The 25361-nt window shown below is 70.8% G+C and carries 20 protein-coding genes and 2 tRNA genes; 15 read left to right on the forward strand and 7 right to left on the reverse strand.

Annotation, left to right across the window (positions count from 1 at the left end):
* Positions 1–704 precede the first annotated feature (704 nt).
* The 8 genes from dnaN to IE255_RS26390 all read left to right on the forward strand — a co-directional run bounded on the left by dnaN (position 705) and on the right by IE255_RS26390 (position 10667).
* Entirely contained in the window at positions 705–1835 is a 1131-nt protein-coding gene (gene dnaN, locus IE255_RS26355; protein WP_190052849.1) for a DNA polymerase III subunit beta, read from the forward strand.
* A 163-nt stretch (positions 1836–1998) separates the two neighbouring features.
* Positions 1999–2874, forward strand: a complete 876-nt coding sequence (gene gnd, locus IE255_RS26360; protein WP_190052850.1) for a phosphogluconate dehydrogenase (NAD(+)-dependent, decarboxylating) — start codon at positions 1999–2001, stop codon at positions 2872–2874.
* Positions 2875–2905: 31 nt separating this feature from the next.
* Positions 2906–4027 carry a DNA replication/repair protein RecF gene (recF, locus tag IE255_RS26365; RefSeq protein WP_190052851.1) on the forward strand — a complete coding sequence of 374 codons (1122 nt, stop codon included), beginning with the start codon at positions 2906–2908 and terminating at the stop codon, positions 4025–4027.
* Positions 4024–4554, forward strand: a complete 531-nt coding sequence (locus IE255_RS26370; protein ID WP_190052852.1) for a DciA family protein — start codon at positions 4024–4026, stop codon at positions 4552–4554. The genes recF and IE255_RS26370 overlap by 4 nt, the downstream gene beginning before the upstream one ends.
* Before the next feature lie 363 nt (positions 4555–4917).
* The gene (gene gyrB, locus IE255_RS26375) at positions 4918–6990 is read left to right on the forward strand and encodes a DNA topoisomerase (ATP-hydrolyzing) subunit B (RefSeq protein WP_190052853.1); all 2073 of its coding nucleotides are present in this window, start codon (positions 4918–4920) and stop codon (positions 6988–6990) included.
* A gap of 42 nt (positions 6991–7032) precedes the next feature.
* The gene (gene gyrA, locus IE255_RS26380) at positions 7033–9627 is read left to right on the forward strand and encodes a DNA gyrase subunit A (RefSeq protein WP_190052854.1); all 2595 of its coding nucleotides are present in this window, start codon (positions 7033–7035) and stop codon (positions 9625–9627) included.
* A 19-nt stretch (positions 9628–9646) separates the two neighbouring features.
* Positions 9647–10468 carry a DUF3566 domain-containing protein gene (locus IE255_RS26385; protein WP_190052855.1) on the forward strand — a complete coding sequence of 274 codons (822 nt, stop codon included), beginning with the start codon at positions 9647–9649 and terminating at the stop codon, positions 10466–10468.
* A 122-nt stretch (positions 10469–10590) separates the two neighbouring features.
* Positions 10591–10667 (forward strand) — tRNA-Ile (locus IE255_RS26390).
* Between the two features lie 205 nt (positions 10668–10872).
* Here IE255_RS26390 and IE255_RS26395 read toward each other — a convergent pair.
* Positions 10873–11244 carry a DUF6344 domain-containing protein gene (locus tag IE255_RS26395; protein ID WP_190052856.1) on the reverse strand — a complete coding sequence of 124 codons (372 nt, stop codon included), beginning with the start codon at positions 11242–11244 and terminating at the stop codon, positions 10873–10875.
* Between the two features lie 338 nt (positions 11245–11582).
* On the opposite strand from IE255_RS26395, the gene IE255_RS39400 reads away from it, so the two are divergent.
* Positions 11583–11711: a DLW-39 family protein gene (locus tag IE255_RS39400; RefSeq protein WP_003999697.1), complete on the forward strand. Its 129-nt coding sequence runs from the start codon at positions 11583–11585 to the stop codon at positions 11709–11711.
* A gap of 203 nt (positions 11712–11914) precedes the next feature.
* On the forward strand, positions 11915–13210 hold the full coding sequence (locus IE255_RS26405) for a hypothetical protein (RefSeq protein WP_229906595.1): 1296 nt from the start codon (positions 11915–11917) through the stop codon (positions 13208–13210).
* 81 nt (positions 13211–13291) lie between these two features.
* Here the strand turns inward: IE255_RS26405 and IE255_RS26410 are convergent, their stop codons facing one another.
* Both IE255_RS26410 and IE255_RS26415 read right to left on the reverse strand, forming a co-directional pair.
* Complete coding sequence (locus tag IE255_RS26410; protein ID WP_190052858.1) at positions 13292–15010, reverse strand: serine/threonine-protein kinase; 1719 nt, start codon at positions 15008–15010, stop codon at positions 13292–13294.
* A gap of 231 nt (positions 15011–15241) precedes the next feature.
* Positions 15242–15790 (reverse strand): helix-turn-helix domain-containing protein, encoded by a 549-nt coding sequence (locus tag IE255_RS26415; RefSeq protein ID WP_190052859.1) that lies wholly within the window; start codon positions 15788–15790, stop codon positions 15242–15244.
* Between the two features lie 181 nt (positions 15791–15971).
* Here IE255_RS26415 and IE255_RS26420 point away from each other — a divergent pair.
* Positions 15972–16044: transfer RNA gene (locus tag IE255_RS26420), tRNA-Ala, on the forward strand.
* A gap of 56 nt (positions 16045–16100) precedes the next feature.
* Here IE255_RS26420 and IE255_RS26425 read toward each other — a convergent pair.
* Positions 16101–17180, reverse strand: a complete 1080-nt coding sequence (locus tag IE255_RS26425; RefSeq protein ID WP_190052860.1) for a tetratricopeptide repeat protein — start codon at positions 17178–17180, stop codon at positions 16101–16103.
* 66 nt (positions 17181–17246) lie between these two features.
* A complete protein-coding gene (locus tag IE255_RS26430; protein ID WP_190052861.1) occupies positions 17247–20573 on the reverse strand; it encodes a CHAT domain-containing tetratricopeptide repeat protein in 3327 nt (1108 codons plus the stop codon).
* Positions 20574–20671: 98 nt separating this feature from the next.
* On the opposite strand from IE255_RS26430, the gene IE255_RS26435 reads away from it, so the two are divergent.
* Together IE255_RS26435 and IE255_RS26440 are read left to right on the forward strand one after the other, a co-directional pair.
* Positions 20672–21106, forward strand: a complete 435-nt coding sequence (locus IE255_RS26435; protein ID WP_190052862.1) for a hypothetical protein — start codon at positions 20672–20674, stop codon at positions 21104–21106.
* A 7-nt stretch (positions 21107–21113) separates the two neighbouring features.
* A complete protein-coding gene (locus IE255_RS26440) occupies positions 21114–22022 on the forward strand; it encodes a hypothetical protein (RefSeq protein ID WP_190052863.1) in 909 nt (302 codons plus the stop codon).
* A 139-nt stretch (positions 22023–22161) separates the two neighbouring features.
* On the opposite strand, the gene IE255_RS26445 is transcribed toward IE255_RS26440, so the two are convergent.
* Positions 22162–22863, reverse strand: a complete 702-nt coding sequence (locus IE255_RS26445; protein WP_190052864.1) for a DUF5324 family protein — start codon at positions 22861–22863, stop codon at positions 22162–22164.
* A 324-nt stretch (positions 22864–23187) separates the two neighbouring features.
* Here IE255_RS26445 and IE255_RS26450 point away from each other — a divergent pair, with 324 nt between their 5' ends.
* Together IE255_RS26450 and IE255_RS26455 are read left to right on the forward strand one after the other, a co-directional pair.
* Entirely contained in the window at positions 23188–23715 is a 528-nt protein-coding gene (locus IE255_RS26450; protein WP_190052865.1) for a peptidylprolyl isomerase, read from the forward strand.
* Between the two features lie 121 nt (positions 23716–23836).
* Entirely contained in the window at positions 23837–24727 is an 891-nt protein-coding gene (locus IE255_RS26455) for a rhomboid family intramembrane serine protease (protein ID WP_190052866.1), read from the forward strand.
* Positions 24728–24984: 257 nt separating this feature from the next.
* On the opposite strand, the gene crgA is transcribed toward IE255_RS26455, so the two are convergent.
* The gene (gene crgA / locus IE255_RS26460) at positions 24985–25239 is read right to left on the reverse strand and encodes a cell division protein CrgA (RefSeq protein ID WP_190052867.1); all 255 of its coding nucleotides are present in this window, start codon (positions 25237–25239) and stop codon (positions 24985–24987) included.
* Between the last annotated feature and the right edge of the window lie 122 nt (positions 25240–25361).

Here is a 25361-nt window from a genome sequence, read left to right on the forward strand (position 1 = left end):
GAGTTGTCCAGACCGTGTCCACAGAAGGCGCTGTTGAAAGACCATCAGACCAGCTCAGGTGGTTGTGGATCCGTGGACGGAGGATCTCCACAGACTGTGGACGGAGCGGGGATCCACAGGCTGTGCACCGAGTTGTCCACCGGCCGCCCACAGGCTGGGGGCCGTTGTCCCCAGCGATCAGCCGCTTCTCCACATGCCTGTCCACTGTTCGGCAACGCGACGCGCCTCCTCACCGGGTCGAGTGAAAGGCGTCACACAAAGCTGCCGGGTTGGGCTGTGGGAAAGGTGGGTAAAGCTGGGGACAGCACTGGGGAAAACTCGCCCCACCCTGTGCACGGTGTGTGCAGAACTTTCTGTTCTCCACAGCTACACCCGGTTGTCCACCGCTCGCGCCCACAGGCCCGGTGGACAAAATTCGCGCTCTGAGCTGGGCAAACGTGGTTATCCACGGTATCCACAGGCCCTACTACTACGTCCGACTAGAGAGAGAGCGGAATTCGTTTCGAAGCGGGTCCTGTGCACAACTCGCCCTCCGGTGCCCGACCGCCCCTCGTCACGACTTGACCCCGAGAGGCACCTACTGTCAGTGCCGTGCGTCAGACTGGTCCCCGGTGTCCTCCCCATCACAGGGGCCGGAGACACCGAGTCAGACGACGAAGGCGAAGCAGGGCGAGAACGCCGGCAACAGCAGGAGGCGGCTTACGGTGAAGATCCGGGTGGAACGCGACGTACTCGCGGAGGCAGTGGCCTGGGCGGCGCGCAGCCTCCCGGCCCGTCCGCCGGCGCCTGTCCTCGCCGGCCTGCTGCTGAAGGCCGAGGACGGCCAGCTGAGCCTGTCCAGCTTCGACTACGAGGTCTCCGCACGCGTGTCGGTGGAGACGGAGGTCGAGGAGGAGGGCACGGTCCTGGTCTCCGGCCGCCTGCTCGCGGACATCTGCCGCGCGCTCCCCAACCGGCCGGTGGAGATCTCCACAGACGGTGTACGGGCGACGGTGGTGTGCGGCTCCTCCCGGTTCACACTCCACACCCTGCCTGTGGAGGAGTACCCGGCCCTGCCGCAGATGCCGAACGCTACGGGCACGGTCCCCGGTGAGGTCTTCGCCTCCGCGGCCGCCCAGGTGGCCATCGCGGCGGGCCGCGACGACACGCTGCCCGTCCTCACGGGCGTCCGCATCGAGATCGAGGGCGACACGGTCACGCTGGCGTCGACCGACCGCTACCGCTTCGCGGTCCGCGAGTTCCTGTGGAAGCCGGAGAACCCGGAGGCCTCCGCGGTCGCCCTGGTCCCCGCCAAGACGCTTCTGGACACCGCCAAGGCCCTGACGAGCGGCGACCAGGTGACCCTGGCGCTGTCCGGCTCGGGCTCGGGCGAGGGCCTGATCGGCTTCGAGGGCGCCGGCCGCCGTACGACGACCCGCCTGCTGGAGGGCGACCTCCCGAAGTACCGCACGCTGTTCCCGACGGAGTTCAACAGCGTCGCCGTCATCGAGACGGCCCCCTTCGTGGAGGCCGTCAAGCGCGTGGCCCTGGTCGCCGAGCGCAACACCCCGGTGCGGCTCAGCTTCGAGCAGGGCGTCCTCATCCTGGAGGCGGGCTCCAGCGACGACGCACAGGCTGTGGAAAGGGTCGACGCCCAGCTGGAGGGCGACGACATCTCGATCGCCTTCAACCCGACGTTCCTGCTGGACGGCCTGAGCGCCATCGACTCCCCGGTCGCCCAGCTCTCCTTCACGACGTCCACGAAGCCCGCGCTGCTCAGCGGCAAGCCGGCGCTGGACGCCGAGGCGGACGAGGCCTACAAGTACCTGATCATGCCGGTGCGGCTCAGCGGCTGAGGTCCGGCGGCTGTCCACAGGCTGGGGACAAACCCGCAGGTGAGGGCGTACGACTGAGCGCGTATGCCCACAGATGTGCGCGAGCGTCCGGGTTTAGGCTCGGCACGGTACGAAAGTGCCGCAACGCCACGTCGGACACCTGCAAACCTAAGGAACACAACTGATGGAGCTCGGTCTCGTCGGCCTCGGCAAGATGGGCGGCAACATGCGCGAGCGGATCCGCCGCGCGGGCCACACCGTCTACGGATACGACCGCAACCCGGACCTCGCCGATGTCCACAGCCTCCAGGAACTTGTGGGCAAGCTCAGCGGCCCGCGCGTGGTCTGGGTGATGGTCCCGGCGGGCGAGCCCACGCAGTCCACGATCGACGAGCTCGCCGAGCTGCTGGAGCCGTGCGACGTCGTCGTGGACGGCGGCAACTCCCGCTGGACGGACGACGAGAGGCACGCCGAGGAGCTGGCGGCCAAGGGCATAGGCTTCGTCGACTGCGGTGTCTCCGGGGGCGTCTGGGGCCTGGAGAACGGCTACGCGCTGATGTACGGCGGCGACAAGGAGAACGTCGCCAAGGTGCAGCCGATCTTCGACGCCCTCAAGCCGGAGGGCGAGTTCGGCTCGGTGCACGCCGGCAAGGTCGGCGCCGGCCACTTCGCGAAGATGGTCCACAACGGCATCGAGTACGCGATGATGCAGGCCTACGCCGAGGGCTGGGAGCTGCTGGAGAAGGTCGACTCCGTGACCGACGTCCGGGAGGTCTTCCGCTCCTGGCAGGAGGGCACGGTCATCCGCTCCTGGCTGCTGGACCTCGCGGTGAATGCCCTCGACGAGGACGAGCACCTGGAGGGGCTCCGGGGTTATGCACAGGACTCCGGCGAGGGACGCTGGACTGTGGAGGCCGCGATCGACAACGCGGTGCCCCTGCCGGCGATCACGGCGTCGCTGTTCGCGCGGTTCGCCTCCCGCCAGGAGGACTCGCCCCAGATGAAGATGATCGCGGCGCTGCGGAACCAGTTCGGCGGCCACGCGGTCGAGAAGAAGTAACCGAGCACCGAGGGAGGTCGGCGAAACGACCATGCACGTCACGCATCTGTCGCTGGCCGACTTCCGCTCGTATCCCCGGGTCGAGGTCCCGCTCGACCCGGGGGTGACGGCCTTCGTCGGGCCGAACGGGCAGGGCAAGACCAACCTCGTCGAGGCCGTCGGCTATCTCGCCACCCTCGGCAGCCACCGGGTCTCCTCCGACGCCCCCCTGGTCCGCATGGGCGCCGACCGCGCGATCATCCGGGCCCAGGTCCGGCAGGGCGAGCGGCAGCAGCTGGTCGAGCTGGAGCTGAACCCGGGGCGCGCCAACCGGGCCCGGATCAACAGGTCCTCACAGGTCAAGCCGCGTGACGTGCTGGGGATCGTACGGACGGTCCTGTTCGCTCCGGAGGATCTCGCCCTGGTCAAGGGCGATCCCGGGGAGCGGCGCCGCTTCCTCGACGAGCTGATCACCGCGCGCTCCCCGCGCATGGCCGGGGTCCGCTCCGACTACGACCGCGTCCTCAAGCAGCGCAACACCCTGCTGAAGTCGGCCGCGCTGGCCCGACGGCACGGCGGCCGCAGCATGGACATGTCCACGCTCGACGTATGGGACCAGCACCTCGCGCGCGCGGGCGCCGAGCTGCTCGCCCAGCGCCTGGACCTGATCGCCACGATCCAGCCGCTCGCGGACAAGGCGTACGAGCAACTCGCCCCCGGTGGCGGCCCGATCGCCCTGGAGTACAAGCCGTCCGCGCCGGGCGAGGCGCACACGCGCGAGGACCTCTACGAGCAGCTGACGGCCGCGCTCGCCGAGGCCCGCAAGCAGGAGATCGAGCGCGGTGTCACCCTGGTCGGCCCGCACCGGGACGACCTCCAGCTCAAGCTCGGCCAGCTGCCCGCCAAGGGCTACGCCTCGCACGGCGAGTCCTGGTCCTACGCGCTGGCGCTGCGCCTGGCCTCGTACGACCTGCTCAGGGCGGAGGGCAACGAGCCGGTGCTGGTGCTCGACGACGTTTTCGCCGAGCTGGACACCCGCCGGCGTGAGCGCCTCGCCGAGCTGGTCGCACCGGGCGAGCAGGTCCTGGTGACCGCCGCGGTCGACGACGACGTACCGCATGTGCTGTCCGGGGCGCGGTTCTCCGTGTCCGAGGGGACGGTGGAGCGCGTATGAGCACGCAGGAGCCGAAGAAGACCCCCGAGCCCTCCGGCGTCGACCTCGCGCGCGTGGCGCTCCGCGCGGCCAAGGACGCGGCACGCGCGCGTGGGGACGCGGCGCAGCAGAAGAAGCAGGCGCGCCGCGGTGGCGGGCTGCGCTCCGGCGCGCGCGCCGACGGCCGCGACCCCATGGCGCTCGGCTCCGCGATCAACCGGCTGATCACCGAGCGCGGCTGGGAGGCCCCGGCCGCGGTGGGCGGCGTGATGGGCCGCTGGCCGCAGATCGTCGGCGAGGACGTGGCCAAGCACTGCGTGCCGGAGAAGTACGACGAGGACGAGCACGTCCTGACGGTGCGCTGCGACTCGACGGCCTGGGCGACGAACCTCAGGCTGCTCGCCCCGACCCTGGTCGCCCGCCTCAACGAGGACCTGGGCCACGGCACCGTGCGCCAGATCAAGGTCATGGGACCCGGTGGTCCCGCGCGCCGCTACGGCCCTCTGCGTGTCCCCGGCAGCAGCGGACCGGGCGACACCTACAGGTGACTTACGTCACGTCTCTCCGGCCCGGGTCGGCGGGCGCGACCCTCCCGTCATGCCACCGCACACGGTTGCGAATCGCGACCTGACTCCGAAGTAGCCAAGGGTTGACGGCCGGAAGCGCTGAGTGCCTCCGTGAGCCTCTTGGAGCCCCCATCCGTATATCGGGAGTCGGACAAGACCCGTCGAGGGCGGCACATGCGGACTCAGGTACCGGCAAACCCCCATCAGTGTCAGTGCTACCGGTAGACTGGAAGTAATCCCGCCCCACTCGTGGGGACCGTCCGGGAAAAGCTGAGCAACGCTGATCAAGGCTTACCAACGCAACATGCCGCAGCCGCTCCGGCAACCCGCCGACGAGCCTGGCTCGTGCTGTGCCAGAAAGGGCGCTTCGTGGCCGATTCCGGCAACCCCAACGAGAACATCCCGTCCACCGAGGCCCCGGCCGGAGTCGCCGAGGCCTCTGTAACGGCGTCGTACGACGCCAGTGCCATCACCGTCCTCGAGGGTCTGGACGCGGTCCGCAAGCGACCCGGCATGTACATCGGTTCGACCGGTGAGCGAGGACTGCACCACCTCGTGTACGAGGTCGTCGACAACTCGGTCGACGAGGCACTGGCCGGCCACGCGGACACCATCGACGTGACGATCCTCGCCGACGGCGGGGTCCGCGTCGTCGACAACGGCCGTGGCATCCCGGTGGGCATCGTCGCCTCCGAGGGCAAGCCGGCCCTCGAGGTCGTGCTGACGGTGCTGCACGCGGGCGGCAAGTTCGGCGGCGGCGGCTACGCGGTCTCCGGTGGTCTGCACGGCGTGGGTGTCTCCGTCGTGAACGCGCTGTCCTCGAAGGTCGCCGTCGAGGTCAGGACCGACGGCCACCGCTGGACGCAGGACTACAAGATGGGCGTCCCCACGGCGCCGCTCGCCCAGCACGAGGCCACCGACGAGACCGGCACGTCGGTCACCTTCTGGGCCGACCCGGACATCTTCGAGACCACCGAGTACTCCTTCGAGACGCTCTCGCGGCGCTTCCAGGAGATGGCGTTCCTCAACAAGGGCCTCACGATCAGGCTCACCGACGAGCGCGAGTCCGCGAAGGCCACCTCCGGGGCGGACGAGGCGGGCGCGGACGAGACCGCCGAGGTCAAGACGGTCACGTACCACTACGAGGGCGGCATCGTCGACTTCGTGAAGTACCTCAACTCCCGCAAGGGCGAGGCGGTGCACCCCACCGTCATCGACCTGGAGGCCGAGGACAAGGAGAAGCAGCTCTCCCTCGAGGTCGCCATGCAGTGGAACGGCGGCTACACCGAGGGCGTGTACTCCTTCGCCAACATCATCCACACCCACGAGGGCGGTACGCACGAAGAGGGCTTCCGGGCCGCGCTGACCTCGCTCATCAACAAGTACGCGCGCGACAAGAAGCTGCTGCGCGAGAAGGACGACAACCTCACCGGTGACGACATCCGTGAGGGTCTGACCGCGATCATCTCGGTCAAGCTGAGCGAGCCCCAGTTCGAGGGCCAGACGAAGACCAAGCTGGGCAACACCGAGGCCAAGACCTTCGTGCAGAAGGTCGTCTACGAGCACCTCGCGGACTGGCTGGACCGCAACCCGAACGAGGCCGCGGACATCGTCCGCAAGGGCATCGCGGCGGCCACCGCGCGCGTGGCGGCCCGCAAGGCCCGCGACCTGACCCGCCGCAAGGGCCTGCTGGAGACGGCGTCCCTGCCGGGCAAGCTCTCCGACTGCCAGTCGAACGACCCCACCAAGTGCGAGATCTTCATCGTCGAGGGTGACTCCGCCGGCGGCTCGGCCAAGTCCGGCCGGAACCCGCAGTACCAGGCGATCCTCCCGATCCGCGGCAAGATCCTCAACGTCGAGAAGGCGCGCATCGACCGGATCCTGCAGAACCAGGAGATCCAGGCGATGATCTCCGCGTTCGGCACGGGCGTGCACGAGGACTTCGACATCGAGAAGCTCCGCTATCACAAGATCATCCTGATGGCGGACGCCGACGTCGACGGCCAGCACATCAACACCCTGCTGCTGACCTTCCTGTTCCGCTTCATGCGGCCCCTGGTCGAGGCTGGGCACGTGTACCTCTCCCGCCCGCCGCTCTACAAGATCAAGTGGGGCAAGGACGACTTCGAGTACGCGTACTCCGACCGCGAGCGCGACGCCCTGATCGAGATGGGCCGCAACGCCGGCAAGCGCATCCGCGAGGACTCGGTCCAGCGCTTCAAGGGTCTCGGCGAGATGAACGCCGAGGAGCTGCGCATCACGACCATGGACCAGGAGCACCGCGTCCTCGGCCAGGTCACGCTCGACGACGCCGCCCAGGCCGACGACCTGTTCTCGGTCCTCATGGGCGAGGATGTCGAGGCCCGCCGCGCGTTCATCCAGCGCAACGCCAAGGACGTCCGCTTCCTCGACATCTGAGTCGGTCTCAGCTGACCGCACCAGGAAGGACCTTCACCAGCAATGACCGACGAGAACACTCCCGTGACGCAGCCCGAGGGTGACGCCCTGGCCATGCGCGTCGAGCCCGTCGGGCTCGAGACCGAGATGCAGCGCTCGTATCTCGACTACGCGATGTCCGTCATCGTCTCGCGTGCGCTGCCCGACGTCCGCGACGGCCTCAAGCCCGTCCACCGCCGTGTGCTGTACGCGATGTACGACGGCGGCTACCGCCCCGAGCGCGGCTTCTACAAGTGCGCCCGCGTCGTCGGCGACGTCATGGGCAACTACCACCCGCACGGCGACTCCTCCATCTACGACGCGCTGGTGCGCCTCGCGCAGCCCTGGTCGATGCGCATGCCGCTCGTCGACTCCAACGGCAACTTCGGCTCCCCGGGCAACGACCCGGCCGCGGCCATGCGGTACACCGAGTGCAAGATGGCGCCGCTGTCGATGGAGATGGTCCGTGACATCGACGAGGAGACCGTCGACTTCACGGACAACTACGACGGCCGCTCCCAGGAGCCGACCGTCCTGCCGGCCCGCTTCCCGAACCTGCTGATCAACGGCTCGGCCGGTATCGCGGTCGGCATGGCGACCAACATCCCGCCGCACAACCTGCGCGAGGTCGCGGCCGGCGCCCAGTGGTACCTGGAGAACCCCGAGGCTTCGCACGAGGAGCTGCTCGACGCGCTCATCGAGCGCATCAAGGGCCCGGACTTCCCGACCGGCGCGCTCGTCGTCGGCCGCCGGGGCATCGAGGAGGCGTACCGCACGGGCCGCGGCTCCATCACGATGCGCGCGGTCGTCGAGGTCGAGGAGATCCAGAACCGCCAGTGCCTGGTGGTCACGGAACTGCCGTACCAGACCAACCCCGACAACCTCGCGCAGAAGATCGCCGACCTGGTGAAGGACGGCAAGATCGGTGGGATCGCCGACGTCCGCGACGAGACGTCCTCGCGCACGGGCCAGCGCCTGGTCATCGTCCTCAAGCGGGACGCGGTCGCCAAGGTCGTCCTGAACAACCTGTACAAGCACACCGACCTGCAGTCGAACTTCGGCGCCAACATGCTGGCGCTGGTGGACGGCGTGCCGCGCACGCTCTCGCTGGACGCGTTCATCCGCCACTGGGTGACGCACCAGATCGAGGTCATCGTCCGCCGTACGCGCTTCCGGCTGCGCAAGGCCGAGGAGCGGGCGCACATCCTGCGCGGTCTGCTGAAGGCCCTGGACGCCATCGACGAGGTCATCGCGCTGATCCGGCGCAGCGACACCGTCGAGATCGCTCGCGGCGGCCTGATGAGCCTCCTGGAGATCGACGAGATCCAGGCCAACGCCATCCTCGAGATGCAGCTGCGCCGACTGGCCGCCCTGGAGCGCCAGAAGATCGTCCAGGAGCACGACGAGCTCCAGGCGAAGATCAACGAGTACAACGAGATCCTGGCCTCTCCGGTCCGCCAGCGCGGCATCGTCAGCGCGGAGCTGGCCGCGATCGTCGAGAAGTACGGCGACGACCGCAAGACCAAGCTGATCCCGTACGAGGGCGACATGTCCATCGAGGACCTGATCGCCGAGGAGGACATCGTCGTCACGGTCACCCGGGGCGGCTACATCAAGCGCACCAAGACCGACGACTACCGCGCCCAGAAGCGCGGCGGCAAGGGCGTGCGCGGCGCGAAGCTCAAGGAAGACGACATCGTCGACCACTTCTTCGTGTCCACCACGCACCACTGGCTGCTGTTCTTCACCAACAAGGGCCGCGTCTACCGCGTCAAGGGCTACGAACTGCCCGACGCGGGCCGGGACGCGCGCGGCCAGCACGTGGCGAACCTGCTCGCCTTCCAGCCGGACGAGGCGATCGCCGAGATCCTCGCGATCCGCGACTACGAGGCCGTTCCGTACCTCGTCCTCGCCACCAAGGCCGGACTTGTGAAGAAGACGCCTCTGAAGGATTACGATTCGCCCCGTTCCGGCGGTGTGATCGCGATCAACCTCCGTTCCATGGAGGACGGTTCGGACGACGAACTGATCGGTGCCGAGCTTGTCTCGTCCGACGACGATCTGCTTCTGATCAGCAAGAAGGCACAGTCGATCAGGTTCACCGCCTCGGACGAAACCCTGCGTCCCATGGGCCGTGCCACCTCGGGTGTCAAGGGCATGAGCTTCCGCGAGGGTGACGAGCTGCTCTCGATGAATGTTGTTCGACCCGGTACGTTCGTGTTCACTGCCACAGACGGCGGGTACGCGAAGCGGACCAACGTCGACGAGTACCGCGTCCAGGGTCGCGGCGGCCTCGGCATCAAGGCCGCCAAGATCGTGGAGGACCGCGGATCTCTCGTCGGCGCTCTGGTGGTCGAGGAGACCGACGAGATCCTCGCCATCACGCTGTCGGGCGGTGTGATTCGTACGCGAGTCAACGAGATCAGGGAAACCGGCCGTGACACCATGGGCGTCCAACTGATCAATCTGGGCAAGCGCGATGCCGTCGTGGGCATCGCTCGCAACGCCGAGGCGGGACGCGAGGCGGAGGAGGTCGACGGCGACGTGGTCGTCGACGACACCGCCGAGGGTGTCGCTGCCACCGGCACGGACGAGGGTGAGGCGCCCTCGGCCGAGTAGGCACGAGGAGTGAGTCAGCGTGAGCGGAGCCACGGGCGCCGGACCGAGCGGTACCTCGACGGGTACGGACACGGACGACGGCGGCCGTGGCTCCGCCGCGCGTGCGGCGGACCCGCACACGACCAACCTGAAGGCGATCAAGTCCCCGACCAAGGACGCGCCCTCGCCTGACGCGCAGGAATCCCAGGGGGGAACCGTGACGGACACCCGAGGTCCGCAGACACAGCAGCCCAAGGCGGGCGCGGGCCCGGCCGCGTCCGGCGCCCAGCCCCAGCCGCAGCCCCAGCCGGCCGCGCGGGAGCAGGGCACCGCCGCGGCCTCCCCGCTCCCCGGGGAACGGCAGACGCAGCAGCCGGCCGGGCCGTACCACCCGCCGCAGGCCTACCCGGCGCAGCAGGGGGCGGCCGCCGGTGCCGGTGCCGCCGCGGCTGCCGTACGGCGCCCGCGCACGGGCGCGCGCACCACGCCCCGCGTCCGCAAGGCGCGGCTGCGGGTGGCGAAGGCCGACCCGTGGTCGGTGATGAAGGTCAGCTTCCTGCTCTCCATCGCGCTGGGCATCTGCACGATCGTGGCGGCTGCCGTGCTGTGGATGGTGATGGACGCGATGGGCGTCTTCTCCACGGTCGGCGGCACGATCTCCGAGGCCACCGGCTCGAACGAGTCCAACGGCTTCGACCTCCAGGCCTTCCTGTCGCTGCCCAACGTCCTGATGTTCACGTCGATCATCGCGGTCATCGACGTCGTCCTGGCGACGGCCCTCGCGACGCTCGGCGCGTTCATCTACAACCTCTCCGCGGGCTTCGTGGGCGGTGTCGAGCTGACGCTCGCCGAGGACGAGTGACGTCGCTCTGACGTGCTGCGGGTGTCCCGGTGACGGTGCTCCGACAACGGATTTTGGGACTGCCCATGTCGTGCGCTAATCTTCAGGAGTCAGCGCGCGGGACACACACCGCAGAGCGCGGCGGGGCTATAGCTCAGTTGGTTAGAGCGCATCCCTGATAAGGATGAGGCCACAGGTTCAAATCCTGTTAGCCCCACCAGCGAGAAGACCCCCGGTCCATCAGGACCGGGGGTCTTTGCCATCTACGGCGACAGCAGCCGCGCGGCCTGTGCTGTATGAGCGCGTGCTGTCCGCTTCTCAGGAGACGTGCGAAGGCCCCGACCGGTGGCAGTCGGGGCCTTCGGGGTCTCCGGTGTGTCGTGGTGAGTACGCAAGATCGCCAAGACGTACCAGGGATCGCGGCTTCAGCGCTGGAGGGGCGTGAGGTGGTCCGCCTCGGGGTCGGGGTCCGCGTCAGGGTCGTCGTCGGCGCAGGTGGTGCTCGGTGAGGCCGCCGTGTCCGCGAGCGGGCGGTGGCGGCAGCGGGGGGACTTGCCGTGGGCCTCGGCGCGGATGCGCTGTTTCATCGTGGGGGGCAGGGCCCTGGCGTGGGCCCAGGGGAGCGTCGCCGGCGCCGTCCGCTGCTGCGGGATGCTGATGCCGTTGCTGTTGCGCTCCTGCTCGGCCTGCGGTACCGCCGCGGCGGCGGTCGTGGTGACGAATCCGAGCGCCGTGCACAGGGCGAGGAAGGCGGTGACGATGGCGGTCCACAGCTTCATGACCTTGTTCCGGGCCATGGGCCCCTCACTTTCGGGTTGGGCGATTTGCGTACTTTCCTCATGATGTGTATGGGGGGCGAAAAGTGGTGGACCGACGCCCGGGGCGCGTCGATGTTCCGATGAACACCACCCGGATGGATGCAAGCAGGGTGAAAAGGTGAGAAGAGTGGAGGAGGAGGGTCAAAATCACCGTCCGTCGCGGTGTGATCACCCTCCGATCGGAGCGGCGAACTCCGCTTCTATCCGGGCTTCCCGGGCGGGAGTTGAGAGCCGACGCAGGTCACCGATCGGTATCGGTCGGTGTGTATAGTCGGGCGCCAGAGGTCCCCTACGTCAAGGAAAGACGAGGTCGCGCGGTGAAGAAGCTTCTCCTGGTCGCACTGGCCGCCATCGGCGGGCTCCTCGTGTACCGCCAGATCCAGGCGGATCGCGCCGAGCAGGATCTGTGGACGGAGGCGACTGACTCCGTGCCCACGGGTTCGTGAGTCACGACATCCCGAACTGAGCACACCCCGGCCGCCTCGCGGTCGGGGTTTTGTGTTCCAAGGGACAGTCGTGATCCTCGTCGGCGGGGCAGGATGGGCCACGGTGCACGGTTCCGCGGTCCGGCGACGGTGAGGGGTGGCGCGTGAGGGGACGGTGTCGTACGGCGTGGGGGCGTGCGGGCGCGTGGCGCGGTCGTCCGCCGGTGGCCGTGCGCCTGGGCGTCGTGGCGGTGGTACTGGGGACGACGGCTGCCGTGGCGCCGGGCCAGGCCGCCCTGGCCGCCAGCGAGGCCTCCGGTACGGCGCTGACGCCGAGCTCGTACGCCTTCGCCGACGGCGCCCGGAGCATCGAGGGCGCCAGGAGCACCGCGGACGCCCTGCTCCTGAAGCCGGGCACGGCCTACAAGAGCTCCCTCCCGAGCAGCGGCGAGGTCAACTACCGCCTCGAACTCGACGCCAGCTCGAACGCGTACGTCTCCGTCACCGCCGTCCCCTCCCCCGGCAGCACCGTCTCCGTCATCGACGGGGTCAAGGTGTCCGTGCAGGACGCCGAGGGCAACTCCTGCTCCGACAACACCGAGAGTTTCGGCGCCGCCCGCAGCCCCCACCCGATCGCGGCATGGGGCAGGCGTGAGATCGCGCCGAACAAGTCCCTGTGCCAGAAGAGCGGTGCCTACTACGTCTCCGTCGAGCGCGCCGACCCGGAGGGCGAGGGCTCCTCACCCGACACCTGGGCCCTGGAACTCCTCGCCACGACGGAACCGCGGACCGCGAGCACCGGGGCGACCACCGCGCCCGAGGTGTGGAACTCCGCCACGCCCCAGCCGCTCCAGGGAGACTCGCAGCGCCGCCCGGGAGGTGCGGGGTTCAGCGAGGCGCGGCCCCTGGACCAGGGCGTCTGGCGGGACGACATCCGGCCCGGCCAGACGCTCTTCTACGAGGTGCCGGTCGACTGGGGACAGCAGCTCGCCGTCACCGCAGAGCTGGGCAGCTCCGACTCCGGCGGCACGGGCTACGCGGCGGACGCGCTGGACCTGGCCCTCTACAACCCCGCGCGCGGTCCCGTCGCCGACGTCGGCGTCGGCTACGACGGCGACCAGAAGTCCGGCAGCCTGCCGCCCCTGCCGCCGGTCGACCATGCCAACCGCTACGCCGTCATCGGCCAGGTCGGCGCCATGCGCTTCGCCGGCTCCTACTACCTTGTCGCGCACCTCTCGGAGAGCGTCGCCGACAGCTTCGGGGACGGGCCGTTCAAGATGACGCTGCGCGTCCGGGTGAGCGGGGAGCCCCGGGGCGGGCCCGCGTACGCGGGGGAGTCCGAGCCGACGGGCGTCTTCGAGGTCTCGGACCAGGACCGGGAGGCAGCGGCGGAAGGCGTGGCCGCGGGCGACGACACCGCGATGAGGGTGGTCGCCGTGGGCGGGATCGGCACCGGGAGCGCGCTGCTGGTGGGGCTCGGGGTGTGGACCGTGGTGGCCCGGCGGCGGGGTACCGCGTAGGGCGGGCGCCCGGGCAGCGCGTGGGGTGGGTGCTGGGGCAGTGCGTGGGGCGGGTGCCGGGCTTGCGGTGACCGCGGCTGCTCAGAGGCGGGTCAGGGCCCAGAATCCCACCGCGTAACAAGCCAGGGCGAGCAGCAGGAGCGGGACCGCCACCTTGGCCGGCGGGCCGGGGCGGCGGCGTGGCCGTTCCGCGCGGTGCCGCGAGGCCGCCCGGGCGGGCGGTGGACTCTGCGGGGACTGGGCGGTGTAGGAGGCCGTGGAGGCGTCGGCGCGCTGCTGTGCCGCGGCGGGCAGGGGCTGACTCGCCGGGTAGACCTGGGCGCCGGGGTACGGCGGCGGCAGCGGCTGGGACGAGTGCAGTGGGTACGTGGGGTCGTAGGGGGAGACGGGAGCCTGCTGGCGCGGGGCCTGAACCTGTGGCTGCCCGGGCGCGGGGGAGGAGGTGACCGTGGCCTGCGGAGGCGGCAGGTGGAAGCTGCCGGTGTCCGACATGGAGGACGGCTGCGCGGGGGTGGCCGGCGGGCCGGTGACCTGGCTGGGGCCGGGCTGTGCGGTCTCCGCGGCCGGGACGTTGCCCAAGCCGGAGGCGTCGGCGCGCTGCCAGGAGTCCGTTCCTGCCGGAGCCTGCGCGTCCTGCCGGGACCGCAGCCCGCCCGTTCCCGGGCCGGACGGCACCTCGCCCGAGGCCGGGCCGGTGCGCACATCGCCCGTGGCTGGACCGGGCCGCACCTCGGCTGACGCCGGGCCGGGCCATTCCTCGCCTGACGCCGGGCCGGGCCGCGCATCGCCCGTTCCCGGGCCAGACCGCACCTCCGCCGGCGCCGGACCCGACCGCTGTCCAACCGACGCCGGACCCGGCCGCTGTCCCCCCGACACCGGGCCTGAGCGCTCTTCTCCCGGGCTCAGCCCCCGTGCTCTCTCCAGCGGGCCCTCGGGCGCGAACCCCGGTGGCAGCGGGCCGAGTTGATCGAAGATCTCGATCAGCTCGTCGTCCGGGCCCGGCTCCGGGAGGAGCTCCGCCGCCGCGGCGAGCGCCTTGCGCGCCCCCGTGGCCGTACGGAACCGCGCCTGCGGGTCCGGCTGGAGCAGCGTGGCCACCACCTGCCACAGCGGCTCCGGAATGCCCTTGGGCGCACCGGGCGTCCCGTGCTCGGCGAAGTACTGGATCAGCGCCTTGCTGTCCGGCTTGGCACCCTCCAGCAGGTACAGCGCGACCAGCCCTACGGCGAACAGGTCGGCGGGGAAGTCCGGTTCGGCGCCCATCATCTGCTCGGGCGCGAGGTAACCGGGCGTCCCCACCACGAGGTTGGTCTCCGTCAGCCGGGGCTCGCCCAGCCGCATCGCGATGCCGAAGTCGGACAGCCGCAGCCGCGGCCGGCCCGTACCGGTGGCCTCCAGCAGCACGTTGGCGGGTTTGACGTCACGGTGCACGACGTCCTCCGCGTGCACCGCCGCGAGCCCGGACAGCAACTGGTCGAGCAGGGTGCAGACGAAGGCGGGCGGCAGGGGGCCGTAGTCCCCGACGAGGTGCACCAGGGAACCGCCGGCGACCAGGTCCATGGTGAACAGGACCTTGTCGTCGTCAGCGGCCCAGCTGGTGGGGGCGAGGACATGGGGGTGGTCGATCCGCAGGGCCTGTTCGCGGACGAAGCGCAGCAGTGAGTGCGCGTCGCTCTGGAGCAGGACCTTGGCGGCCACGTAGCGGCGGCGGCGGTGGTCCCAGGCGCGCCAGACGGCGCCGACCCCTCCGCGCCCGATCGGGTCGACCAGTTCGTACCGGCCGGCGAAGACCTCACCCATGGCTGTACGTCGCTCCTCCCCCAGTGGCTTCCCCCCTTGCTTCCCCCTCGACGGGCGCTACGACTCCCCGACAGGCGGTACGACTCCCCCGATGAGCGATACACATCCCCCTCGCGTCGACCGGTCCCCCGTACGGCACACGCCCCTTCGTGCCCGCCCGTACCGCGACGCGTCCCCCGTCACCTCACCCGCGCCCGCTGCCGAACCCCCTTCGGCGGCCGGGCGGTGGGATCAGCTCTGGTGGGACTGGTAGTGCGCGACCGCGTCCGAGGTGCGGCCGGCGCCGTAGACCCGGAGGAACTCTGCCAGCTCCGGATGGGTCGGGGCGAGGGTGTCGGCGGCGTCGATGATGTCGCCCGCCGCCGCCACCGACCTCAGCAGCGACTGGATCTCGCGGACGACGCGCTTGACCGTGGGCGCCCCCGAACCGCTCGTCGTCTGCGTGGTGTTGCTGAGCACAGAACCCCCCTGTGACTTCTTGATCTCGTCCATGCGCTCGGTGGCCTCGGCCGCGCTCACGCTGCCGTCCGCGACCTGCCCCGCCAGGTCCTGGAGCAGCTGCACCCGCTGCACCACGGCCGGGTTGCCGATCTTCGCCCGCTGACCGCTCATCAGCTGCGAGAGCATCGGCGCGGACAGTCCCAGAACCCCCGCGAGACGAGCCTGGTTGAGACCAAGATCGTCGATGAGCTTACGGAAGAGCGCCCCCAACGGCTCCCCGTACCAGTTCCGCTGCAGTTCCCGCGCTCTTGCGGTCGCTTCCTGCTGTGCGGCGTCCATTGCGTCTCCCCATCGCTTCCCCATGTACGGCGGTTCGCGGTAGCGAACCACGCGGAGCATCTTACGGAGAGTGGTCGACGACGGGGACCCCCAATCCTTTTGCGGAATCACCGGGGTGACCCGGTACTCTGGTCTCCGACGCCCGCCGGGACGCGGTTTCTCCGGACGGACGTCCTCTTGAGGGGCCTTAGCTCAGTTGGTAGAGCGCTGTCTTTGCATGGCAGATGTCAGGGGTTCGACTCCCCTAGGCTCCACTTCCCGAAACGCCCTCCGAACTGCGGAAACGCGGTGCGGAGGGCGTTTTTGCGGGCTAGGCGCTCTGGTCGGTCAGCATCGCCAGCCTGTCGCGGGTGGTGCGGGTGGTGGGGTGGTCCTCGCCGAGCTGCGCGCGGTAGCCGGTCAGGCAGCGCCGCAGCAGACGGACGGCCTCTGCTTCGCGGCCGTCGTCCCGGGCGACGAGGACGGTGGCCAGGTTGTCCCGGGTGCGGTGGGTGTCGAGGTGCTCCTCGCCCAGGGCACGGGCGCGGCCGGACAGGACGGCGCGCAGCAACGACTCCGCCTCCTCGAAACGGCCGAGGTCGTTCAGCACCTTCGCCAGGTTGTGCCGCGTGGCGAGCGTGTGCCGGTGCTCCGGGCCCGACCGGCGCTCCTGTTCGGCCAGGACGGCTCGGAACTCGGATTCGGCCCCCTCCCGCTTCCCCTGGAGGTAGAGGGCGGTGGCCAGGTTGGCGCGTACGTCGACCAGGGGGTGCTCGTCGTCCTCACGCGGTCCGCTGGTGCGCAGCAGGAGGCGGCAGATGCTCTCGGCCTCCGCCGGCTGTGCGGTGTCGAGCAGGGACACCGCGAGATTGTGCAGGGCGGTCCGGGTGTCCGGGTGCTTCTTGCCGAGCTTGCGTCTGCGGTGGTCGACGACGTGCCGCAGCAGGGCCGCCGCTTCCGGGGCGCGGCGCAGTGCGTTCAGTGCCCTGGCGAGGCCGCAGGCGGCGGACAGGGTGTCCGGATGCGCCGGGCCGAGGTCCCGCTTGCGGACCTCGAAGACGTACCGCCACAGCTCCTCGGCCGTGGTGGGCTGTCCGTCGACGTGCAGCAGAGCCGCGCACTCCGCCATGACCGCCAGCGTCTCGGGGTGGGTCTCGCCGAGGGTGTCGGCCTTGGTGCTCATCACCTGGCGGAAGAGATCGAGCGCCTTGGCGTGGTGTTCCGGCTTGTGCGCGAGGACGACGGCCAGCTGGTGGCCCACCTTCACGGTCTTGGGGTGGGAGGGGCCGAGCCGCTCGATGTGCTCGTTGAGCATCAGGGGCAGTACCTGCTCGGGCGGCAGCCGGATCTCGATGGTCTCCGGTGGGGCCGGCTCGTCGCCGCCCTGCCGGAACAGGTTTTTCAGCTTCATGGATCCCCCGTTGCGCTCTCGATACACAGGGTGACAGGTCGAGTACGGTGCGCACAAGCGAGTTGGTCAGGCTCCCGCGTGGACATGCGCGGCCCACAGGCTCGGGCTCCTCTCGTACCGAGCGCGGCAGGCGCGCACCGCCCGGTGCAGCGCCACGGCCGCGCGCCCGGTGTCCAGTGCGGGAGTGCCCGGGAGCCGGGGCCCGGCGCGCAGCTCGCGGTAGAACCCCGTCGCCACCCGCCGCGCCACCGCGTCGTGCACCGGCCACAGCGTGCCGACGACATGCGGGTAGCCCGCCACCTGGAAGGCCGAGGTGATGTGGATCGCCTCGTCCGCCAGCGGTCCGGCCGTGCGGGAGGTCTCGCACGCCGACAGCACCGCCAGCCGCGCCGCCGACAGGTCGAGCCGCGAGATGTCGCGTACGGTCAGTGGCCGTTCGGCGTGGTCGTGCAGGAGCAGTTCGCCGGCGGACGGATCGGCCAGGTCGCTGACGCCGTGGCAGGCGAAGTGCGCGTACGGGTGCTGGGGCAGCGCCGCGTACACAGCGTCGAAGGTGGCTTCCGGACCGGCCAGTTCGCATGTCGGCAGCAGCGTCCCGATCGCCTTCGCCTCACGCTCCGCCCCGCGCAGCGGGTGCCGGTTGCCGACCGCCTCGCTCTGTACGACGGCCAGCAGGGAGTCCGGTGTGGCCACCGGGCGTCGTTCCCGTGCGCGGGCGTGGCGCAGGGCTCGGAGGGCCGGGGTGTACGAGGAGACGACGCGGTCCAGGGCCGTGCGTGTGGGGTCGCCATGGTGGCCGGCCGCGTGCAGCGGCAGGGCGGACAGCGCACCGCTGGGTGACCACCACAGGCGCTGCGGCGGGGCTGAGGGCGGGGCGAGAGCGTCGAGCACGGGGCCGACCGCGTTGTCCCAGAGCCAGGCCAGCACCTCGTGCAGGACCCGGTTGGCGTCCTGCTCCTCACCGGGCGAGCGGGAGGCGGTGAGCGCGTCGCGGAACCGGGCCGCCTGCCGTGACACGGCGGCTTCGCCGAGCGCGGGGAGTGCGAGGTGCCGCACGGGGGCGCCGGGGCCCGTGAGGATCAGTGCGTCACCGCGCCGCGGCCCGCCGTACAGCAGGACGACCGGCCCCTGGTCGGCGCAGGCCATCAGCTCGTCGAGGGAGGGCAGGGCCAGGAAGGACGCGAACCCGGGCAGTCGCCGGACTCTCCTCAGTTCCTCCTCCCAGCGCGCGCCGAGGGTGTGGCGTTCGTCAGAGGTGCCGGGGGCTTCGTCCGGGCCGAGGGACAGGTCGTCCATGCGGTCGCGCAGGTCGGTGAGGCGGGCAGCCGCCTGCGGGTGGGCCGCGCGCAGTTCCGTCATCTCGCCGCGGGCTTCGAGCAGGTGGCCGAGGAGCGTGCCGCGCCCCTGCTCCAGGAGCCGCACGGCCAGCCGTACGTCGCCCGTGTCGACCGCGCAGGCGGCGGCGCGGGCGGCCAGGCCGCTCAGCCGGGCCAGTGTCTGCTGCTGGTCGGCGCGGGCGAGGTGGCGTGGGGCGACCTGCGGCAGCAGGTCGACGGCGAGCCGGTAGGCCTCGAGTGCGGCGGTCGCGCTTTCGCACTCCACGGCGGCGTCGCCCCAGGCGCGGGCGGCGGCCGCGCGTTCGAGGGGTGGTGCCTGGACGGTGAGAGCGGCCTGGCGGTACCCGTGCGCGGCGGTCCGCAGGACGCCCGGGTCGCCCTCCCAGTCGTACAGCAGACGCAGCGCGTCGGCGTGGTGGAACTCGTGCTGTGCCCGTCGGCCGGGCCACGGTTCACCGGCGATCACCGCCCGGCCGAGTGCGATGATCGCCTGCTCGGCGGCCGCGCGGTCTCCGATGAGTTCCGCCTTGCGGAGCCAGGTGGCGCCCAGATCCCTCAGTGTGCCGGCGAAGTCGGGGGAGTCGGGCGGCAGCAGGTCCGCGGCTTGTTCGAGCAGAGTGACGGCTTCGTCGAGGTCGGCGTGCGCGTCCGGGCCCGGATCGCCGGGCCTGGCCCGGACCGTGAGGGCGTTGGCCAACGTGTTGAGCCGGTCCGCTCGCACCACGGCCCGGTCCGGAGCGCGGCGCAGCGCGGCGCGGGCCGTCTCGACGGCCTCACGGGCGGCGTCACCGGCCTCGGGATCGGCCGCGGCCAAGGTCTGGAAGACGGCGCTCGCGTTACTCAGGCCGTTGCTGTCCCGAGCGAGCCGGGTGGCCGAACCCATCAGCTCCCGGATGACGGCGGCGGACTCGCGCAGCGAGGCGAGGTCCCCCGTGACCAGGTGGCGCCGGTGCAGGGCCGCGGCCAGATTGACGCGCGCCCCGTCACGGTGGTCGTGCTGCGACGGGAGGCCGGCGAATCCGGCGACGGCCTGTCGCAGGCAGTCGATCGCCTCGTCCAGCAGGCCCGGCTCCCGCGCCAGGAGCGAATGCCGGTGCAGGACGTTGCCCAGCCGCATCAGCCGCTCGGGCCGGTCCGGGTGGTCTGCCGGCGTGCTGCCGACCGCCTTCCGCAGCACCATCGCGGCCTCCCCCAGGGCATCGACACCGAGTTCGCCGCCTTCGACCGCCAGCCGCAGCAGGACACCGAGGCAGCTCAGGAGGCTCCCGTGCTCGGGGTGGCCGGCCGGGGCGAGGGCGAGTCCCTGCCGGCAGACGAGGATCCCCTGGAGCGCGGCCCCCGGCACCCTCGCGTCGGCGGCCGACGCCAGAGCCTCGCCCAGATGACGCAGCATCGCGGGCCGCTCAGGAGACCCGGCCGGGAGCCCCGCGATCGCCTCGCGATACAGACCGACGGCTTCTGTCAGGGCGGTCGGCCCGTCGTCGGCCCGGTGGCGGAGAAACCGGACGTTGGCGAGGTTGCCCAGCACCAGGGGCCGCACGCCGGGACCGGCGTCCGGAAGGGCCAGCGCCCGCCGTAGATCGGCCTCCGCAGTGGCCAGGTCGGACAGGCGGCCGGTGCGGTGAAAACGGGCGAGCAGTGCCACGGCCCGGCTGTTCAGCACGGTCATGAGCCGGCCGTCCGGGTCCGGCAGAGTGGCGGCACGGCCGAACACCTCGATGGCCTCGTCGAGTTGGCCCGGCGTGCCGGTCCGGTCGTGGCTCTCCGTCAGCGCCTGGCCGAACAGCAAGAGGTCCTGAAGGCTGGGCGATCCGGCCGCGGTGGTGCGGCCGAGTACGACCAGGCCTCCGAGGTCGCGCGGGTCACCGGTGGCGGACCAGCGCAGCGTGAGGGCGGCCAGGAGATTGCTCCGGCAGCTCGTGTGTTCCCGCCCGCCCCGGGGCGTCTCGCCCAGGCCCTGCCGGAGCAGCGTGACGGCCAGATCCAGTGCGGTGCGCTCGCCGCGCCGCAGGTAGTGCTGGAGGAGGGCCGCGCCCCGCTGTGCCGCACTGCTCACGCCCGTCCTCGCCAGAGTTCCGCGGTCCTGCCCGGTCGCGTTCATTATCCTCGTTTGTGAGCAGCAGTGACGCACCGTAACCGGCGAGGAGTTGACGGGTGGCGGAACAGCACGAGCAAGGACGACGCGATGCCCGCCTGGCCGCGCTGTGCAGCCGCCTCGCCACCCCGGGCGGACCCCTGGCCGAGGACGCGGAACTGCGGGCTCTGGTGGCGAACGTGCTGGCCGGAGTGCGGGAGGGCAGGCCCTGGGAGGAGGTCGACGAACAGCTCGACGACCTTGAGGACCGGCTCCTGGTGACCGGCCACACGGCGGGCCTCGGCGCGTACCGCGGCGGAGTCCCGGTACCCGGAAACTCCGCCTACGAGCCGCTGCCCGGACTGGGAGGCGGGCGCGCCCTGCTGGAGGTGCGGACCTGCCCGCGTGGCCGCTGCACCCGCGTCGAAGCACCGGCCGGGACGTCGGCCACGGCCGCACCGTCGCGCTGCTCCGTGTTCGACGAACCCCTCCGACTGCTCGACATCACGCCGTGAGCCCGGCGTGAGTGCCTTCCTCGGCACGCTGGGCGGAAAGCTCGCCGAGCGCTGGAGCGCGCTGCTCGTCCTGCCCGGGCTGCTGTACCTCGGGGTGCTGGCCGGTGCCGTCGTGCTGGGCCGGGAGCGGTGGTACGACGTGGACCGGCTGCGTGACGTCCTCGACGAGCTGGCGGCGGCGCCCGCGGGCGACTCCCCCGGCGTCATCGTGCTCACGGCGGCAGGGGTGCTGGCCGGGGCCTTCGGCGTGGACCAGGTGGCCAGGGCCCTGGGCGCGGGGATCGAGGGGCTGTGGCTCGCCGAGGGCCGGGGACCGGTGGCCCGTCGGCTGACCGCGCGGCGGCTGCGGCTCTGGCGGGCGGCCGACGACGCCTTCCGGGAAGCCCTGGTGGCGGCGGGCCGCGCCCGGGTGACCGGGGACACGGATACCACCGCCCTGGCCGAGCACGCGGCGCTGCTGAACGCCGAGCGCAACCGCATCGCCCTCGCCGCCCCGAGCCGGCCCTTCTGGGTCGGGAACCGGCTGGCCGCCGTGGAGCAGAGGGTGTGGGGACAGTACCGGCTCGACCTGGCCTCGGCATGGCCCAGGCTGTGGCTGCTGGTCGAGGACGGCGCGCGGCTGGAGCTCCACACGGCTCGCCAGACGCTGGCCGCCGCGCATCGCCTCCAGGCGTGGGGCGTGCTGTACGGGGTGCTCGCCGTGGTGTGGTGGCCCGCGGTGGTGCTGGGAGCCGGGGCCGTCGTGGTGGGGGTGCGTCGGGCGCGAGTCGCCGCGGCCGTACTCGCCGAGCTCGTCGAGTCGGCTGTCGACCTGCGGATCCGTACGCTCGCCGCCGACCTGGGCCTCGACTGCCCGGGGCCGGTGGATCAGGCCACGGGTGAGGCGCTGACCCGGGCCCTGCGCAAGGGCACATGACAGGTGCGGCATCCCGCGGTGCCCCGAGGCTTGTCGCCGCCGACGCGTGTTTCACGTGAAACAGCACGGCGGGGCGGGAGACCCGCAAGGGCTGAGCCCCAGGTCTCCCGCCCCGCCGTGCTGAGGGGACCGGCTGCCGTCAGGAACGGTCGTCGCGCCGGGCGGCCTCTTCCTCCGCCTGCTTGGCCTCGACCTCCGGGTCCAGAACCGACTGGCCGCTGCCGTCCACGGAGGACAGCCGGCCGGACTCGGGGACCTCCGTCGCGGCCGGCGGCTCCACCAGCCAGTCCGGGTTGGCCTGCTTGTCCCACCACTTCCAGGCGGCGAAGGCACCGCCCGCGACGGCTCCCAGAATCACCAGCGTCTTCATGGCCCGGCCGGCCCTCGCCCGCCGTTCCTGCCTGCGGACCAGCTTCTGGATCTCCTTCGACGAGACCTGACCGCGCAGCGCGGCCATCGCGGCCGCACTCCGGGCCGCGGCCTCGGTCGTGACGGGCACGGCCGCGGCCATCGCCTGCTCGATCCTCGGACGGGAGTACTCCGCCGCCTGACGGGCGGCCTTGCGAGTGCGGACGGCGGCCTCGTGGGCGGCCTGGTCGACCTTCGGCGGCACATGCGTGCGGGCCTGCTCCAGATACGGCTGCACATGACTGCCGTACTGGACGCGTGCCTGCCCGGCGGCCTGCGTCACCTTGGGCGCTAGCCGTACGCGTGCCTCGTGTGCGTAGTGCGCGGCCCTGTCCTTGGCCGTGTCGGCGTAGGGCGCCACCACTTCCGCGGCGTGCAGCACGCTGTCCTTCGCCGAACCGGTCGCGGCGCGCACGCTGTCGATGCGGGTCACGGGTTCCTCCTCCTCGGTGGCGTACGGTATTTCGACTTTCCACCCTTTTACGGATCATGCCTGCCCGGGCGCATCCCGCCATGCGAGGCGGGCATACGGGTGCCGATGGAGTTGATCGAGTACAAGAACGGATGAATGGGGGGAACATGAGCTTGTCGTCGACAATGCCACGGATCGCCGCCGCGCGCCCCCGCCCCGGGACTACTCGACTGGTTTTCCGCAGCCGTTCGGCCCGGTTTCCCCCGGGTGAACGGAGGTCGGGCGACGCGGGGCCCCGTCCATGCGAGGATCAGGGAGTCACGGCAAGACAACGGAAGGCAGATCGTGGCTGAGCAGCTCTACGCCACCCTGAAGACCAACCACGGCGACATCGAAGTCCGGCTTCTGCCGAACCACGCCCCCAAGACGGTCAAGAACTTCGTCGAGCTCGCCCAGGGCGAGCGGGAGTGGACTCACCCCGAGACCGGGCAGAAGTCCACGGACAGGCTCTACGACGGCACGGTCTTCCACCGGGTGATCAGTGGCTTCATGATCCAGGGCGGTGACCCGCTGGGCAACGGCACCGGCGGTCCCGGCTACCAGTTCGAGGACGAGTTCCACCCGGACCTGCGCTTCGACAAGCCCTACCTGCTGGCGATGGCCAACGCCGGCCCGGGCACCAACGGCTCGCAGTTCTTCATCACCGTGTCCCCCACGGCGTGGCTGAACCGCAAGCACACCATCTTCGGCGAGGTCACCGACGCGGCCAGCCAGAAGGTCGTGGACACCATCGCCTCGACCCAGACGAACCCGCGCACCGACCGCCCGGTCAACGACGTGGTCATCGAGTCGGTCGTCGTCGAGACCCGCTGAGTGCGAAAGCTCCCACAGGGAACCAATCGCCCCGCTCATCCGTAAGGATGAGCGGGGCGGGGCTTTTGCCCACCACGGCTCTTGCGCCCAGCATGGCATTCATCACGACTTAGGGGATCTCATGGACGACCAGGCTGCGGGCAGCCCGCAGGACGCCCACAGCGTCCCCGTGTGCTACCGCCACCCGGACCGTGAGACCGGTATCCGCTGCACCCGCTGCGAGCGGCCGATCTGCCCCGAGTGCATGGTCAACGCCTCGGTCGGCTTCCAGTGCCCCGAGTGCGTCCGCACCGGCTCAGGCACCGGCCACGCGCCCACGGCCGCCATGCCCCGGACCATCGCGGGCGGCACCATCGCGGCCGATCCCCGCCTGCTGACCAAGATCCTCATCGGCATCAACCTGGCGGTGTTCATCGCCGTCCAGGTCCACGAGTCCCTGCTGAACGACCTCGTCCTGTTCGGCGCCTGGCCGCTCGCGCCCTACACGCCCATCCAGGGCGTGGCGGGAGGCGAGTGGTACCGCATGGTGACCTCGATGTTCACGCACCAGGAGATCTGGCACATCGCGTTCAACATGCTCAGTCTCTGGTGGCTCGGCGGCCCGCTCGAAGCGGCGCTCGGCCGCGTCCGCTATCTCGCGCTCTACTTCATCTCGGGTCTCGCGGGCAGCGCCCTGGCCTACCTGCTGACCTCCCCGGACACCTCCACCCTCGGCGCCTCCGGCGCGATCTTCGGCCTGTTCGGCGCGACGGCCGTTCTGATGCGCCGGCTCGACTACGACATGCGGCCGATCATCGCGCTGCTGGTGATCAACCTGATCTTCACCTTCAGCCCGGGGCTCAACATCTCCTGGCAGGCCCACATCGGCGGCCTCGTCGCCGGTGTCGCCGTCGGGTACGCCATGGTCCACGCCCCGCGTGAGCGACGCGCCCTGGTCCAGTACGGCACATGCGCCCTGGTCCTGGCTGTGGTCGTGCTGTTGACCCTGGTGAGGACGGCCCAGCTCAGCTGAGCGCGACCGTTGTCCACAGCGGGTGTCGGATCTTGTGCATAGTGTGCGGGAACACATGTGCCCCCTGTCACCGACCTGTGTTTCCGCAGGTCAGACAGGGGGCGAACAGGTTTTCGAGTGCCGGTACTTCCGTCATGCTGGCGTCAACGCTCAGCGAGTTATCCACAGATCGTCGTTTCTTTTCCACCTGTGGACAACTGCTGTGGATAACTCAGCGAACAGCCGTGGGCAAAGCTGCGTTCACCTCCCGGTGACCGCTACTTCCACTGGGTCGAGACGCCGAATCCGGCCGCGATGAAGCCGAAGCCCACCACGATGTTCCAGTTGCCCAGCGAGTCGATGGGCAACGAGCCGTCGGTGACGTAGAAGACGACGATCCAGGCCAGACCGATGAGGAACATGGCCAGCATGACGGGCGCGACCCAGGCACGGCTGTTCAGCTTGATGGCGGTCGCCTGCTTCGACGGCGGCGGCGTGTAGTCGGCCTTCTTGCGGATACGTGACTTCGGCACGAGGGTCTCTCCTGTCGATGCGCTGCGTGGCCGCGCAGGTAACTGGGTCGGTCTCGGGGCAGCGTAGGGGGACTCCGACTGCTCCCCCGGGCGTCCGTTAGCGTAGTGCTTCCGCCGCGCCG

The sequence above is a fragment of the Streptomyces lomondensis genome (assembly GCF_014651035.1).
Lineage (GTDB): Bacteria > Actinomycetota > Actinomycetes > Streptomycetales > Streptomycetaceae > Streptomyces > Streptomyces lomondensis.